The organism is Amycolatopsis sp. NPDC045836, assembly GCF_056431745.1.
This window is the reverse complement of the sequence record NZ_JBWKKF010000011.1, coordinates 250,101-263,086: the sequence shown is the minus strand read 5'-3', so window position 1 is coordinate 263,086 and position 12,986 is coordinate 250,101. Positions and strand designations below refer to the sequence as shown.

Here is a 12,986-nt window from a genome sequence, read left to right as displayed (position 1 = left end):
CGTCCACCGCCGTGACCGAACCCACCTACCTCACCAACACCCGGCACGGCTACAACGCCATCGCCACCGCCTACGCCAAGGAATTCGACGGCGAACACGACGCCATCCCACTCGGCCGCGCCATGCTCACCGCCTTCGCCGAACTCACCCGCGACCACGGCCCCGTCCTCGAAGCGGGCAGCGGACCCGGCTGGGTCACCTGGTTCCTCGACTCCCTCGGCGTCAAAGCCACCGGCATCGACCTGTCCCCGGCCATGGTCACCCTCGCCCGCGAAACCTACCCCGGCCTGCAGTTCGACGAAGGCTCGATGACCGCACTCGACCACGCCGACAACTCACTCGCCGGCCTGGTCGCCTGGTACTCGATCATCCACATCCCCGCCGAAGAACTGCCCCGCGTCTTCACCGAATTCCACCGCGTCCTCGCCCCGGGCGGCCACCTGCTGCTCGCCTTCCAGGGCGGCGACGAAATCCGCCACTACGACGAAGGCTTCGGCCACCCCGTCAACCTCGACTTCCGCCGCCTGCAACCCGACCGCATCGCCGAACTGCTCACCGAAGCCGGGTTCACCGTGCAAGCCCGCCTGGTCCGCGAACCCAACGCCAGGGAAACCTCCCCCCAGGGCTACCTGCTCGCCTCCACCAGCCAAGCCGCCGAGTCGTAACGAACCCCGTGCTCACCCAGGTGCCCGGCCAGATCCGCCCGGAGCTCCCCGGGCACCTGGGCCCGCACCTCCTCGGGCAACTCCCGCGCCATCCACCCGAACTGCGCCTCCACGAACTCCGCCGCGTCCTCCACGTCCCGCCCGAAGAACATCGGCTCACCCACCCCCGTCACCCGCACCCCGCGAAAACCGGCGGCACCCAGCACCTCACGGATCGACTCCGGATCGTTCAGCCGGTTCGGATCCGGGGGAGCGGCCGACACCGGACCACCCGCGGTGAAGATCCGGCGGAACGTGCTCACCCACTCGTTGCGCACCGACGGCTGCCAGGTCAGCAACACCAGCCGCCCACCCGGGCGCACCGCCGACGCGAGATTGGTGAACGCGGCCTTCGCATCCCCGAAGAACATCGACCCGTGCCTGCTGATCAACACGTCGAACGCGGCGGTGGGGAAGTGGTGCACCTGGGCGTCCGCCTGCAGGAACTCCACATTGGCCAGCCCAGCCGACCGCGCACGCGCCACCTCCACCAACCGCGACGACAGATCGACGCCGAGCGCACGCCCATCGACCGCCAACCGCGCCGCAGCACGCGTCGTCTGCCCAGCCCCGCACCCCACATCGAGCACCGTGGAAGCGGACTCGATCGCCGCCGCCTCGAAGAACCGCTCGTGGTAGGCAGCCACCCCGTCGTCGAACCGGTCCGCCCGCTCCACCCAGAACGCGCCCTGATCACCGTCCCACGCAGCCAACTGCTCAGCATTCAAAGGATCAATACGCACCCGGCCACCTTAGTGACGGGGGAGCCCGGCAAGGAAGTTCCGCCAGGGGAGAGACCAAGGGGTCGCCGAGCGAATCGACGACCCCGCAACTCGATCAGGTCTTGTCGCTCGTCCATCCGCTGCACTTGTCGATGAGCTTGTCCACACAGCCCCGGTATTCGATCCTCTTGTTCTCAGCGAAATCCAGGTTGATCGTGGAGGAGTTGTTGCACCCGCCACTGAACGTGTGCTTCACCTCGCTGCCACCGTTGTACTTGTAGTACATGAAGACCGGATTCGCGTCGCACGCCGTGTCTTTGAGCGTGAACACCTCGCCCTCCGACTTGAAGGTGACCGTTACCCCGTCGATCTTCGCCGAACCGTCCGCCAACGCACTCGGCGCGTTGAGCATCGACACGCTGACCAACGCGGCGAGAACGGTTCCTCCGGCTGCCCACCGTTTCGTGTTCTTCATGTGCTGTTCCTTCCTGTGTTGGCGAACGATGACTACATGAGCATCGACAAGCCGCTTTCAGGAGACTTTCGAGCACTTACCTGCCCGTGTGAGCAAGTTGATCCCGGCCTACCCGGGGGGCAGCGGGTGGCGTTTACTTAACATAATGTCGCTTATCGGCGTTTGCGTGAGCTGGCACAGGCCGCCTCAGAGGAGGTTTCCTGGCGGAGTCTCCGGGCGGCTGAACGCGTGCCGCGGATGGCGCGGCGCCTGCAATCAAACGCGAGCCGGGTCGGGCGGCGGCCAGTGGTCGCAGCAGCCCGACCGGGAAGCCCTCGGGCTCGACTGGCCGAACGAGCCCCCGGCGGAGATGCATCCGGGTACACCACCTCAAAACGTCACTGTGACGAAACTGGAGTGGGTAATCCGGGCAGACCGAGGCGAGCTGTCGAGTCATCGAATTCACCGAGCCGTCCGAGCCATCCGGCCCAACCCGGCGCCTCCAGCCCGCGAACACCAACCACATGGCGAACGCACCAAAAACGGGACGAAACGCGCCGGAACACGTCCAGGAGGCACCCTCAGGGAGCCCCGAAGAGACACCGTCCCCCAAGGGGCGCCCGCCTCGCTCACACCGGCGTTTCATGCATAATGGCGATTATGCATGAAACCGGCAGCAACCGAACCCAAACCGTCGGTGCCGTGCGGTACAAGATCCACATGCGAGTTCTCGACGCCCAGCAAGCCTTCTTCGCTGCCCGCCGCCCCCGCAAGGACTCGCCGCACACCACGGCTGCCTATCGCCGGGATCTGGCCGGCCTCACTTCCCTGCTGGCCGAGGCCGCCGGTCGCGCCGTCGAGGAGTTGCGCGTCGAGGACCTGACCACGGCCTCGTTGCGCACGGCGTTCGGGGCGTTCGCCGACGGGCACGCCAAGAGTTCGGTGTTGCGCGCCTGGTCGACCTGGAACCAGTTCCTCACCTTCTGCGTGTCCGACGGCCTGCTGCCCGGCAATCCGATGGGCGCGGTGGCCCGGCCAAGGACCCCTCCCCTGGTGCCCAAGCCGCTGCGGGGTGAGGACACGCCGGAGCGGCTGCTCGCGGCGGTCACCGAGGGGGCGCGGCGGAACCGCGACCCGTGGCCGGAGCGGGACGTGCTGGTGATCGCGCTGGGGCTGGTGGCCGGGCTGCGGGCGGCGGAGATGCGGTCGCTGAGCGTGGAGTCGCTGATCGGGCGGTCCGGTGAGAAGCGGTTGCACGTGCAGGGCAAGGGCAGCCGGGACCGGTCGATCCCGGTGCAGCCGGTGATGGAGAAGATCATCGACGACTACCTGGCCTCGTGCCGGCGGCGGTTTCCGCACCAGCGGTTCGGGCGGTCGGCGCCGTTGCTGCGGGACCGCGCCGGGGAGCCGATCGGGCGGGGCGCGCTCGACTACCTGGTGAAGTCCTGCTACCGCGCCGCCGGGTTGCAGGACCGGGTGCCGACGGGGGCGAACCTGCACGCCCTGCGGCACACCTTCGCCACGCGGCTGGCCGAGGACGGGGCGACCGCGTCGGAGATCATGGCGTTGCTCGGGCACGCGAGCCTGGCGACCAGTCAGAACTACATCGAGGCGACCGGGCGTGAGCAGCGGGCGGCGGTGGCGAGCAATCGGACCTACCAGGCGTTGAACACCGGTTTCACGGGATCAGCCGGGTGATTTCGCGGTAGCCGGGGAGGTCTTCGGGGGCCTCTCCCCCGTCGCGGATGGTTTTGGCGAGGTTGGTGGCGGTGTGCACGGCGGCGCGGAAGAGCAGGGAGCCGAGGCTGACCCGGCCGACGCCGAGGTCGGTGTATTCGAGGCCGCGGGTGTGGAGGATGTTGATCGGGATGGGGATGCCGCCGACGAGGGCGGTGATGTCGGCGGGGTCGGTGAGGCCGGGGACGAAGATGCCGTCGGCGCCGGCTTCGGTGTAGTGGCGGGCGCGGTCGAGGGTGTGGGTCAGGGGTGGTGGGTTGTCGGTGAGCCAGTGGGTGTCGGTGCGGGCGTTGAGGAACAGGCGGGGGGCGCGGTTCTTCACGGTTTTGATGAGGGTGGCGTGGTCGCGGGGGTCGGCGAGGCCGCCGGGGCGGCTGTCTTCGAGGTTGAGGCCGGCGATGCCGTAGGAGTCGAGTTCGGCGGCGAGGTCGGCGACCTCGCCCGGGTCGGGGCTGAAGCCCGCTTCGATGTCGACGGTGATCGGGCAGGGCAGGCGGCTGAGTGAGCGGGCGAGGGTGAGGGTTTCGGTGCGGGTGCGGCCGTGACCGTCGGGCAGGCCGTTGGCGGCGGCGACGCCGAGGCTGGTGGTGCCGATGGCGGGGAAACCGGCTTGGTGCAGGGCGGCGGCGGTGGCGAAGTCCCAGGCGTTGGGCAGCAGGAGCGGGGTGCCGGTGTGGTGGAGGGCGGCGAAGTCGGTCATCGGGTGGTCTCCAGTGCGGTGGCGAGGGTTCGGCCGGGGCATTCGTGGGGTCCGGCGCCGAAGCGCAGGCCGGTTTCGAGGAGGTCGATTTCGATGGTGTGGCCGTCGGGGGTTCGGCGGCGGGTGGTGCGGACGGGTCCGGAGAGGCCGGCGTGGGCTTGGACGAGGATGCAGATGCGGGCGGCGGTGTGTTCGTCCCAGGTGCCGCCGCAGGCGTGCACGAGGCGGGTGAGGGCTTGTTCGGCGGTGGGGTCCGGGGTGTGGTGGGGGTGGGTGACTTCGGCGATGTCGGCGGGGTCTGCGGGGATGCCGAGGGCTTGGGCGAGGGCGGCGGCGGGTGGGGTGTGGCGGAGTTGTCCGGGGTCGATGCCGTCGAGCAGGGTGGTGACCAGGGCGCGGCGTCGCCGGTGGGGTTCGCCGTCGCAGAATCTGGGGACGTGGTCGCGGAGCCAGCCGATGGGGCCTTGGTGGTGGTTGGCCGGCATGGGGAGGTGGAGGGCTTCGGTGGTTTGCACGGGGGTCAAGTTAGGGCGTGGTCGGTTCGGTGGGGGCCGAAGTGTGGGTGCGGGAGGATGGGGGCATGACCAGTGCTGAGCTCGCCGGGTTGGCGGGTTTGCTCGCCGATCGGACGCGGGCGGCGTTCTGCTTGGCGTTGCTGGATGGGCGGGCGTGGACGGCGGGTGAGCTGGCTTCGCACGCGGGGGTGGCGGCGTCGACGGCGAGTGAGCACCTGCACCGGTTGGTCGAGGGTGGGTTGCTGGTGCAGCGGCGGCAGGGGCGGCATCGGTACGTGGAGTTGGCGGGGCCGGAGGCGGCTCGGTTGATCGAGGATCTGGTGGGGTTCCTGGGGCCGCCGCGGGTGCGGGAGCGGACGTTGCGGGCGGTGAGCGCGTCGGCGGCGATGGCGCGGGCGCGGACGTGTTATGACCACCTGGCTGGTGGGTTGGGGGTGGCGTTGAGTGATGCGCTGGCTGGTCGCGGGTTGCTGGATCAGGTGGGTGGGTTCGCGGTGACCGAGGCGGGGCTGGGGTGGTTCGAGGGGGTGCTGGGGGCGGATGTGGCGGGGTGGCGGTCGTCGCGGCGTCCGGTGGCGAAGGCGTGCCTGGATTGGACGGAGCGGCGGTCGCACCTGGCGGGGTCGGCGGGGGCGTTCCTGTGCCGGTGTCTGCTGGAGCGGGAGTGGGTTCGGCGGGTGGGGTCGGGGCGGGCGGTGCGGGTGACGCCGTCTGGGGTGGTGGCGTTGCGGGAGTTGCTGGGGTTGGTGCTGACTACTGAGTAATCGGTGCCGGGGTGGTGGTGTCCTTTTTGGTAGGTAGTCGAACCCCCGTCGTCGGTAGGCAAGCGGGGGTGCGGCCGACCTTCGTCGGTTCCGGTGGGGCGGGGTGGTTGCCTAGTTTTCGGCGCAGCCGCCGGGATCCCGGCGGGTTTCCGCTGTCTGAAAGGACCTCGACCGTGAGCCGAGTCCGCACCCTTGGCACGCTTTGTGCCGCTACGGCCACTTTGGCCATGTCGTTGCTCGCCGGTGGGACGGCCACCGCGGGTGTGCAGCCCGACATCGTCGGTGGTGGTGCTGCGCCGTCGGTGCCGTGGGGCGCGCAGGTCTACGTCAACGGCAATTTCAACTGTTCGGGCACGATCATCGCGCCGCAGTGGGTGCTCACCGCGGAGCACTGCCTGGGTAGTTCGATGAGTGTGCGGTTGGGTAGCAACAACCTGGGGGCCGGTACGCAGGTGGCGGTGGATCAGCAGCGGGTGTCGCCGGTCGGGGACATCGCGTTGTTGCACTTGTCGCGGGCGTACAGCACGACGTACATGACGCTGGGGAACGCGGATCCGGCGGTGGGGTCGACGAACCAGATCTACGGGTGGGGGCGGACGACGCCGACGGGGCCGGCGTCGTCGGTGTTGAAGACGGCGAACGTGCGGGTGACGGGGCGTTCGACCGATGCCTACGGTGGTCCGGCGATTCAGAGCCGGGGGGTCGACGGTGCGGCGTGGAAGGGTGATTCGGGCGGTCCGCAGGTGTCGGGTGGGCGTCAGGTGGGGGTGGCTTCGACGGTGCAGAACCAGGGTGGGAGCAATCCGACGGGGACGAACAACTACGCGAGTGTGGCGAGCAGCCGGTCCTGGATCAGCCAGACCGCGGGCGTGTGAGGTGGTGGTGTCCGCGGGCGGTGTGGTCCGCGGGCACCACCGGGTTCAGCGGAGTTGTTCGAGGTTTTGGGCGTTGCGGGCGAGTTCGTGGGCGAGTTCGCGGAGTTCGGCGGTGGTGGCGCCGTCGTCGGCGGCGGTGACGAGGTCTTCGGCGGCGCAGCGGAGTTGGTAGAGGCGGTCCTGGAGGCCGGCGATTTCGGTGTCGGAGAGCACGACGGCGTCGTCGGGCAGGCCGCTGCGCTGGAGTGCGGTGCGGCGTTCGTAGGCGCGCTGGCGGCAGGATTGGCCGCAGTAGCGGCGGCGGCGGCCGCGGTTTTCGCCTTCTTCGAGACGCCTGCCACACCAGCCGCAGTGGGTGGCCGGGCCGGGTCGGCGCATGCGGGTGAGTTCTTCGCGGGTCACGCTGGGTTTTTCGGCCACCTCGGTCACGGGGTCGACCTTATCCGGCCACCCGGTGCTCATGCCGGGGCCACGCCGGGGAGGCAGACTGTGCTGGTGAAGTCGTCGCACCCGTATCTCGCTGAGCCGCTCCCCCGTGCCTTCGCCCACCGGGGGTGGCATTTGGACGAGTTGGCGGACATGGAGAACTCGTTGTCGGCGTTCCGGCGGGCGGTGGCGGAGGGGTACCGGTACGTGGAGACCGATGTGCACGCTACTTCGGACGGGGTGGTGGTGGCGCAGCACGATGCGACGCTGGATCGTACGACGGATGCGTCGGGGGCGGTGGCGTCGTTGCCGTGGTCGCGGGTGCGGCTGGCGAGGATCGGTGGTCGTGAGGGGGTGTCGCGGCTGGAGGATGTGCTGGAGGAGTTGCCGGAGACGCGGTTCAACGTGGATTTGAAGTCCGACGCGGTGGTGGAGCCGTTCGTGCGGGTGCTGGAGCGGATGGGTGCGTTCGACCGGGTGGCGGCGGCGTCGTTTTCGGATGGGCGGCTGGCCAGGGTGCGGCGGCTGGCGGGGCCGCGGTTGGTGACCGCGCTGGGGCCGCGGTCGGCGGGGGTGTTGTGGGCGAACGGGTGGTTGCCGTTCCTGCGGCTGGGGTTTCTGAGCCGGGGGGTGATGGCGCAGGTGCCGGTGCGGCAGGGGCGGGTGCGGTTGGTGGATCGGTCGTTCGTGCGGGTGGCGGGTTATGCGGGGGTGGAGGTGCACTGCTGGACGATCGATGACGCGGCGGAGATGCGGGCGTTGCTGGATCTGGGGGTGCAGGGGCTGGTGACGGATCGGCCGGATGTGTTGCGTGGGGTGTTGATCGATCGGGGGGTGTGGGAGGCGGCGTAGTGGCGGGGCGCTTGCACTCCCCTGGTTTGGGGTGGGTGCACCTCAGCGTGGGGGTTTGCCGTCCCAGGCGGCGTTCCAGGTTTTGGGGCCGAGCAGGCCGGAGTCGTTGATGCCGTTGGCGCGCTGGAGGTCGAGCACGGCCTGCTTGGTTTTGTCGAGGTAGCAGCCGGTGCCGGTGAAGCCGTAGCCGAATGCGTTCATCCGCAGTTGGAAGGTTTTCAGTGGTTCGGCGCAGTCGCCGTAGGCGTAGACGACGCCGGGCCACGGGGGTTTGCCGGCGGGTTGGGGTGGCGGGGTGGGGTGGCCGCCGATGTAGGCGGATTCGGCGTAGGTGGGTTTGCGTTTGCTCTTGGCGTCGGCGTCGGGTTGGAGGCCGAGTTTGCCGGCGCATTCCCAGGGTTGCCAGCCGCGCATGCGGTAGAGGTGGAGGGCGCGGTGGTCCTGTTCGGCGGGGGTGGCCTGGTCGGGGCGGCCCGCTCCCCCGACGCTGCGCCAGGTGGGCAGGTCGAACTGGTAGGCGCCGTAGTAGCCGTTGCCGGTGTTGGCGTGGTAGCGGTCGCCGGATTCGCACGTGCGGAGCTTGGCCCAGGAGGCGGCTGGTGGGTCGGCGGTGGCGGCGGGGGCTGCTGCCAGGTGCAGGGCGAGCAGTACGGCGGTGAGCACGCTGGTCCGGATGGGTCTGCCCATGCTGGGGACAGTAGGTGTGACGGTGGGTAGTCACAAGGTTCCCGGGTGCAACATCAGCCACTCGTGCACCGGTCGCGATCCGGACACGTTCTCCGGGTCCTGGCCGCGCGGGGGTGGGTGCAGGCCGTAGCCTGCCCGCGCAACCACCCCTTCGCACGCTCGGAGTTCCCGCACGCCATGAGCACGACCTCCCCGGACACCGCGCCGGTCGATCCGGTCCGCGACCGGCGCCGCCAGCAGCGCGGCTGGTACTTCTACGACTGGGCGAACTCGGCCTTCTACACCACGGTGATGGCGGTGTTCGGGTCGATCTACATGAGTTCGGTGGCCGCCGCCGACGCCAGGACCGATCTGGGGCGCAACGGGCCGGTCCCGTGCGTGGACGGTGATGGTGTGGAGTCGACGCTGGTCAACTGTGACATCAGCGTGCTGGGGCTGACCTTCCCGGCGGGTTCGCTGTGGGGGTACCTGCTGTCGGTGGCCACGGTGATCCAGGTGGTGGTGCTGCCGGTGTCGGGGGCGATCGCCGACCGCAGCCGGTACAAGAAGCGGTTCCTGGCGGGGTTCGCCTTCCTCGGTGCGGTGTCGTCGTCGCTGCTGTTCTTCATGGCGGGCACGAACTGGCAGATCGGGATCGTGTTCTTCGTGCTGGCCAACATCGGTTACGGGGCGTCGATCGCGATCTACTACTCGTTCCTGCCGGGGATCGCCTCCCCCGACGAGCGGGACGCGGTCTCGACCAGGGGGTGGGCGTTCGGTTACCTCGGTGGCGGGGTGGCGCTGGGGTTGCAGCTGGCGTTCTACCTCAACCACGAGGCGCTGGGGGTGGAGCAGTCGATGGCGGTGCGGATCTGCTTTCTGACCACGGGGTTGTGGTGGGCGGGGTTCACGCTGGTGCCGGTGCTGCGGTTGCGTGAGGCGCCGCCGGTGCCGCGGGAGCCGGACGGGCGTTCGGTGCTGACCGCGGGGTTCGCCGAGTTGCGGGACACCTTCCGCTCGGCGAAGGCGTTTCCGCTGACGCTGGCGTTCCTGGGCAGTTACCTGGTCTACACCGACGGCATTTCCACGGTGGTGACGATTTCGGCGCAGTACGGCAAGGAGGAGCTCAAGCACCCGACGGAGGTGCTGATCGTGACGATCCTGGTGATCCAGTTCGTGGCTTACTTCGGCGGGCTGGCGCACGGGTTGCTGGCGCGGCGGATCGGGGCGAAGAGGACGATCGTGGTGAGCTTGGCGGCGTGGATCGTGGTGCTGGGCGGGGCGTACTTCGTCGAGGCTGGTCAGGCGGTGCAGTTCTACTTGGTGGCGGTGGGGATCGGGCTGGTGCTCGGGGGGACGAACGCGTTGTCGCGGTCGTTGTTCAGCCAGATGATCCCGGCGGGCAAGGAGGCGCAGTACTACGCGCTCTACGAGGTCGGTGAGCGGGGTACGTCGTGGCTGGGGCCGCTGGTGTTCGCCGCGGTGGGCCAGGCGACGGGTTCGTTCCGGCTCGGGGTGCTGGCGCTGGTGGTGTTCTTCCTGGCCGGGATCGTGCTGGTGGCGCTGATCCCGGTGCGGCGGGCGATCGCCGCGGCGGGAAACCGTGAGCCCGCGCTGGTCTGATCACCGCGACCGATAGGGTCGAATTTTGTGACTGTGCCATCAACGCCCGTGCCCGTGCCCGACCCGACCGACGCGTTGTCCTCGGTGCCGGTGGCCGGGTTCCGGCGCGGCACCCCGGCGGCGGGGAAGCTGAAGTTCTGCTACGGCCCGATGGACTGCGGCAAGTCCACGCTGGCGCTGCAGATCGACCACAACCACGCGCGGCAGGGGCGGCGCGGGGTGCTGCTGGTGCGCCACGACCGGTCCGGGGCGCCGCAGATCAGCAGCCGGATCGGGATCACCCGGCGCGCGGTGGAGGTGGGTGAGCACACCGATCTGCGGTTGCTGGTGCGCGACCAGTGGGTACAGGGGCAGCACGTGGACTACCTCATCGTCGATGAGGCCCAGTTCCTGTCGCCGGAGCAGGTCGAGCAGCTCGCCGAGCTGGCTGACGACGCGCAGCTGGACGTCTACTGCTTCGGGATCGCGACCGATTTCCGGAGTTGCCTGTTCCCGGGGGCGCGGCGGTTGTTCGAGCTGGCCGACGAGTTGCAGCCGGTGCAGGTGGAGGTGTTGTGCTGGTGCGGGCTGCCGGGCCGGTTCAACGCCAGGGTGGCTGACGGGGAGGTGCTGCGGGCCGGTGACACCGTTTTCGTCGCGGATACCGATCACGCGGAAGTTGAAAATTCACCCTCGGCACCCGATCATCCCGAGGCGATCACCGTGCGTTACCAAGTATTGTGCCGCCGGCACTTCCGGCGCGGGGAACTGGGCCCGCGCGCCGGCGACCACGGCCAGCTCCGGCTGACCTGAATGGCCTCGACCTAGCCCAATTGGGGGATTTCCCCAGAAAGAAGGCCGAATGCGCGTCACATCGGCGCGCCGGCCGACTCCCTTGAGAGTAAGCCGTTGACGACGGGTGACCCACCTCATCGTGAGCGACGACATGCCAGTCCGGGAATCCTGCGGACCCGCCGGTCGTTGCATAGGGTGAGCATCGCCCAGGCTCCACCCGGAGCCGACTGAAAGGACCCCATCATGGCCGACCGTGTACTCCGAGGAAGCCGGCTGGGAGCCGTCAGCTACGAGACCGACCGGAACCACGACCTGGCCCCGCGCCGCGCGGTGCGCTACGCCTGTCCGAAGGGGCACGAGTTCGAGGTTCCGTTCTCCGACGACGCCGAGATCCCCTCGGTGTGGGAGTGCCGTCTGCACGGCAGCGAATCCGAGATCGTCGACGGCGGACAGCCCGAGCAGAAGCAGGTCAAGCCGCCGCGCACGCACTGGGACATGCTCCTGGAGCGCCGCTCCATCCCGGAGCTGGAGGACCTGCTCAACGAGCGGCTCGAGGAGCTGAAGGGCAGGCGGACCACCCGTTCGGCCTGAGTCCCGGCCCGTTCCCACCACCGAAGAGCCCCCGCGCCCTCCCGCCACGGGGGCTCTTCGCTGCCCCCGTGTGGGTGAGGTCACCGGTGTTCGACCGGGGGCCGGGAAGCGGGGTGGGGCAGAATCCCCCGCGTGACCGAGAACTCACTGACTCCGGATGAAGCCCTCGCGACGCTGCTCGAAGGCAACCGCCGCTTCGTCGGCGGCCGCCGGGAGCACCCGCACCAGGACGCCGACCACCGCACCGCGATCGCCCCCGCCCAGCACCCGTTCGCGGTGCTCTTCGGCTGCTCGGACTCGCGGCTGGCCGCGGAGATCATCTTCGACCGCGGCCTGGGCGACCTGTTCGTGGTGCGCACCGCCGGGCACGTGCTCGGCCCGGAGGTGCTGGGCAGCATCGAGTACGGCGTGGAGGTGCTGGGTGCGCCGCTGGTGGCCGTGCTCGGCCACGAATCCTGCGGGGCGATCGCGGCCGCGCAGGAGGCGATGACCACCGGTGCCCGCCCCGGGGGGTACACCCGGGACGTGGTGGAGCGGGTGATGCTCAGCGTGCTGGCCACCCCGGAGGGGGTGCCCAGCCCGGACTCGGCGGTCGAAGCGCACACCCGCAACACCGTCGACCTGCTGCTGGACCGCTCCACCGCGATCGCCAAGCGGGTGGCCGACGGCACCTGCGCGGTGGTGGGCCTGACCTACCGGCTCGACGAGGGCACCGCCCGCGTCATCGCCGGGCACGGCCTCAAGACCGGCTGAACCACGGCACCGGCGGTGGGGTGTTCCCGCGGGAACACCCCACCGCGTGCGTTCAGGGGCGCTTCTTGCCGCCGAAGAGGCCGCGCACCTGCTGCCAGCGGTGCCGCAGGCCCCACACGCCGACCCGCAGGATCGCCTCGAACACGATCGAGCTGCTCATCTTGGAGTCGCCGATCTCGCGTTCGGTGAAGGTGATCGGCACCTCGACCACCTCGAAGCCCTGGCACTTGGTCTGCCACGCCAGGTCGATCTGGAAGCAGTACCCGGCCGAGGCCACCTCGTCGAGCGGGAGCTTCTGCAGCACCTCGCGGCGGTAGGCGCGGAACCCGGCGGTGATGTCCTTGATGCCCGCGCCCAGGCAGATCCCGGCGTAGACGTTGGCCAGCTTCGACAGCAGCTGCCGCCGGAACGGCCAGTTCACCACGCTGCCACCGGGCACGTAGCGCGAGCCGATGACCAGGTCGGCCTCCTTGAGCGCCTCGAGCACCCGCGGCAGGTCCTCCGGGCCGTGCGAGCCGTCGGCGTCCATCTCCACGATGGTCTGGTAGTCACGCGCCAGGCCCCAGCCGAAACCGGCCACGTAGGCCGCGCCGAGCCCGGCCTTCTCCGTGCGGTGCAGCACGTGGACGCGGTCGTCGGCCGCGGCCAGCTCGTCGGCCAGCGCGCCGGTGCCGTCCGGGCTGCCGTCGTCGACGACCAGCGCGTGTACCCCGGGCAGGGCCTCGTGCAACCGGCTCAGGATCGGTGTCAGGTTCTCCCGCTCGTTGTAGGTCGGGATCACCACCAGCACCGGTTCGATCGGCTGTGCCCCCCGTGGCGCCTGCGCCATC

The 12,986-nt window shown here is 69.7% G+C and carries 16 protein-coding genes; 9 read left to right on the top strand and 7 right to left on the bottom strand.

Features of this window, described 5'->3' with window-relative positions; translation table 11 throughout:
• Positions 1 to 11 precede the first annotated feature (11 nt).
• The gene (locus tag AC07EG_RS22740) at positions 12 to 665 is read left to right on the top strand and encodes a class I SAM-dependent methyltransferase (RefSeq protein ID WP_478255156.1); all 654 of its coding nucleotides are present in this window, start codon (positions 12 to 14) and stop codon (positions 663 to 665) included.
• Here AC07EG_RS22740 and AC07EG_RS22735 read toward each other — a convergent pair.
• Positions 626 to 1,417 (bottom strand): class I SAM-dependent methyltransferase, encoded by a 792-nt coding sequence (locus AC07EG_RS22735; protein ID WP_478255155.1) that lies wholly within the window; start codon positions 1,415 to 1,417, stop codon positions 626 to 628. The two genes, AC07EG_RS22740 and AC07EG_RS22735, sit on opposite strands and share 40 nt — an antisense overlap.
• Before the next feature lie 124 nt (positions 1,418 to 1,541).
• Positions 1,542 to 1,901 carry a hypothetical protein gene (locus AC07EG_RS22730; protein ID WP_478255154.1) on the bottom strand — a complete coding sequence of 120 codons (360 nt, stop codon included), beginning with the start codon at positions 1,899 to 1,901 and terminating at the stop codon, positions 1,542 to 1,544.
• 681 nt (positions 1,902 to 2,582) lie between these two features.
• Between AC07EG_RS22730 and AC07EG_RS22725 the strand changes: the two genes are divergently transcribed.
• Entirely contained in the window at positions 2,583 to 3,578 is a 996-nt protein-coding gene (locus AC07EG_RS22725; RefSeq protein ID WP_478255153.1) for a tyrosine-type recombinase/integrase, read from the top strand.
• Here AC07EG_RS22725 and AC07EG_RS22720 read toward each other — a convergent pair.
• Together AC07EG_RS22720 and AC07EG_RS22715 are read right to left on the bottom strand one after the other, a co-directional pair.
• Positions 3,559 to 4,317, bottom strand: coding sequence for an isocitrate lyase/PEP mutase family protein (locus tag AC07EG_RS22720; RefSeq protein ID WP_478255152.1), 759 nt, complete (start codon positions 4,315 to 4,317; stop codon positions 3,559 to 3,561). The two genes, AC07EG_RS22725 and AC07EG_RS22720, sit on opposite strands and share 20 nt — an antisense overlap.
• Complete coding sequence (locus AC07EG_RS22715; RefSeq protein WP_478255151.1) at positions 4,314 to 4,832, bottom strand: hypothetical protein; 519 nt, start codon at positions 4,830 to 4,832, stop codon at positions 4,314 to 4,316. The genes AC07EG_RS22720 and AC07EG_RS22715 overlap by 4 nt, the downstream gene beginning before the upstream one ends.
• A 65-nt stretch (positions 4,833 to 4,897) precedes the next feature.
• On the opposite strand from AC07EG_RS22715, the gene AC07EG_RS22710 reads away from it, so the two are divergent.
• On the top strand, positions 4,898 to 5,596 hold the full coding sequence (locus AC07EG_RS22710) for an ArsR/SmtB family transcription factor (RefSeq protein ID WP_478255150.1): 699 nt from the start codon (positions 4,898 to 4,900) through the stop codon (positions 5,594 to 5,596).
• A 173-nt stretch (positions 5,597 to 5,769) separates the two neighbouring features.
• The gene (locus AC07EG_RS22705; protein ID WP_478255149.1) at positions 5,770 to 6,471 is read left to right on the top strand and encodes a S1 family peptidase; all 702 of its coding nucleotides are present in this window, start codon (positions 5,770 to 5,772) and stop codon (positions 6,469 to 6,471) included.
• 45 nt (positions 6,472 to 6,516) lie between these two features.
• Here the strand turns inward: AC07EG_RS22705 and AC07EG_RS22700 are convergent, their stop codons facing one another.
• Positions 6,517 to 6,849 (bottom strand): hypothetical protein, encoded by a 333-nt coding sequence (locus AC07EG_RS22700; RefSeq protein WP_478255221.1) that lies wholly within the window; start codon positions 6,847 to 6,849, stop codon positions 6,517 to 6,519.
• Positions 6,850 to 6,966: 117 nt separating this feature from the next.
• On the opposite strand from AC07EG_RS22700, the gene AC07EG_RS22695 reads away from it, so the two are divergent.
• Entirely contained in the window at positions 6,967 to 7,749 is a 783-nt protein-coding gene (locus tag AC07EG_RS22695) for a glycerophosphodiester phosphodiesterase family protein (RefSeq protein WP_478255148.1), read from the top strand.
• 42 nt (positions 7,750 to 7,791) lie between these two features.
• Here AC07EG_RS22695 and AC07EG_RS22690 read toward each other — a convergent pair whose 3' ends face one another.
• Positions 7,792 to 8,436 carry a transglycosylase family protein gene (locus AC07EG_RS22690; RefSeq protein ID WP_478255147.1) on the bottom strand — a complete coding sequence of 215 codons (645 nt, stop codon included), beginning with the start codon at positions 8,434 to 8,436 and terminating at the stop codon, positions 7,792 to 7,794.
• A 177-nt stretch (positions 8,437 to 8,613) separates the two neighbouring features.
• On the opposite strand from AC07EG_RS22690, the gene AC07EG_RS22685 reads away from it, so the two are divergent.
• From AC07EG_RS22685 to AC07EG_RS22670, 4 genes are all read left to right on the top strand, one after another.
• Positions 8,614 to 10,038 carry an MFS transporter gene (locus AC07EG_RS22685; RefSeq protein WP_478255146.1) on the top strand — a complete coding sequence of 475 codons (1,425 nt, stop codon included), beginning with the start codon at positions 8,614 to 8,616 and terminating at the stop codon, positions 10,036 to 10,038.
• Positions 10,039 to 10,086: 48 nt separating this feature from the next.
• Positions 10,087 to 10,830, top strand: coding sequence for a thymidine kinase (locus AC07EG_RS22680; protein ID WP_478255145.1), 744 nt, complete (start codon positions 10,087 to 10,089; stop codon positions 10,828 to 10,830).
• 225 nt (positions 10,831 to 11,055) lie between these two features.
• Positions 11,056 to 11,403 (top strand): RNA polymerase-binding protein RbpA, encoded by a 348-nt coding sequence (locus tag AC07EG_RS22675; protein ID WP_478255144.1) that lies wholly within the window; start codon positions 11,056 to 11,058, stop codon positions 11,401 to 11,403.
• Positions 11,404 to 11,535: 132 nt separating this feature from the next.
• Entirely contained in the window at positions 11,536 to 12,156 is a 621-nt protein-coding gene (locus AC07EG_RS22670) for a carbonic anhydrase (protein ID WP_478255143.1), read from the top strand.
• Positions 12,157 to 12,208: 52 nt separating this feature from the next.
• Here the strand turns inward: AC07EG_RS22670 and AC07EG_RS22665 are convergent, their stop codons facing one another.
• The gene (locus tag AC07EG_RS22665) at positions 12,209 to 12,985 is read right to left on the bottom strand and encodes a polyprenol monophosphomannose synthase (protein WP_478255142.1); all 777 of its coding nucleotides are present in this window, start codon (positions 12,983 to 12,985) and stop codon (positions 12,209 to 12,211) included.
• Position 12,986: the final 1 nt, after the last annotated feature.

Coding starts and splice junctions, on each gene's coding strand:
- AC07EG_RS22720 (WP_478255152.1), bottom strand. CDS start 4,317: ATGACCGACTTCGCCGCCCTCCACCACACCGGCACCCCGCTCCTGCTG.
- AC07EG_RS22700 (WP_478255221.1), bottom strand. CDS start 6,849: ATGCGCCGACCCGGCCCGGCCACCCACTGCGGCTGGTGTGGCAGGCGT.
- AC07EG_RS22730 (WP_478255154.1), bottom strand. CDS start 1,901: ATGAAGAACACGAAACGGTGGGCAGCCGGAGGAACCGTTCTCGCCGCG.
- AC07EG_RS22685 (WP_478255146.1), top strand. CDS start 8,614: ATGAGCACGACCTCCCCGGACACCGCGCCGGTCGATCCGGTCCGCGAC.
- AC07EG_RS22665 (WP_478255142.1), bottom strand. CDS start 12,985: ATGGCGCAGGCGCCACGGGGGGCACAGCCGATCGAACCGGTGCTGGTG.
- AC07EG_RS22690 (WP_478255147.1), bottom strand. CDS start 8,436: ATGGGCAGACCCATCCGGACCAGCGTGCTCACCGCCGTACTGCTCGCC.
- AC07EG_RS22675 (WP_478255144.1), top strand. CDS start 11,056: ATGGCCGACCGTGTACTCCGAGGAAGCCGGCTGGGAGCCGTCAGCTAC.
- AC07EG_RS22710 (WP_478255150.1), top strand. CDS start 4,898: ATGACCAGTGCTGAGCTCGCCGGGTTGGCGGGTTTGCTCGCCGATCGG.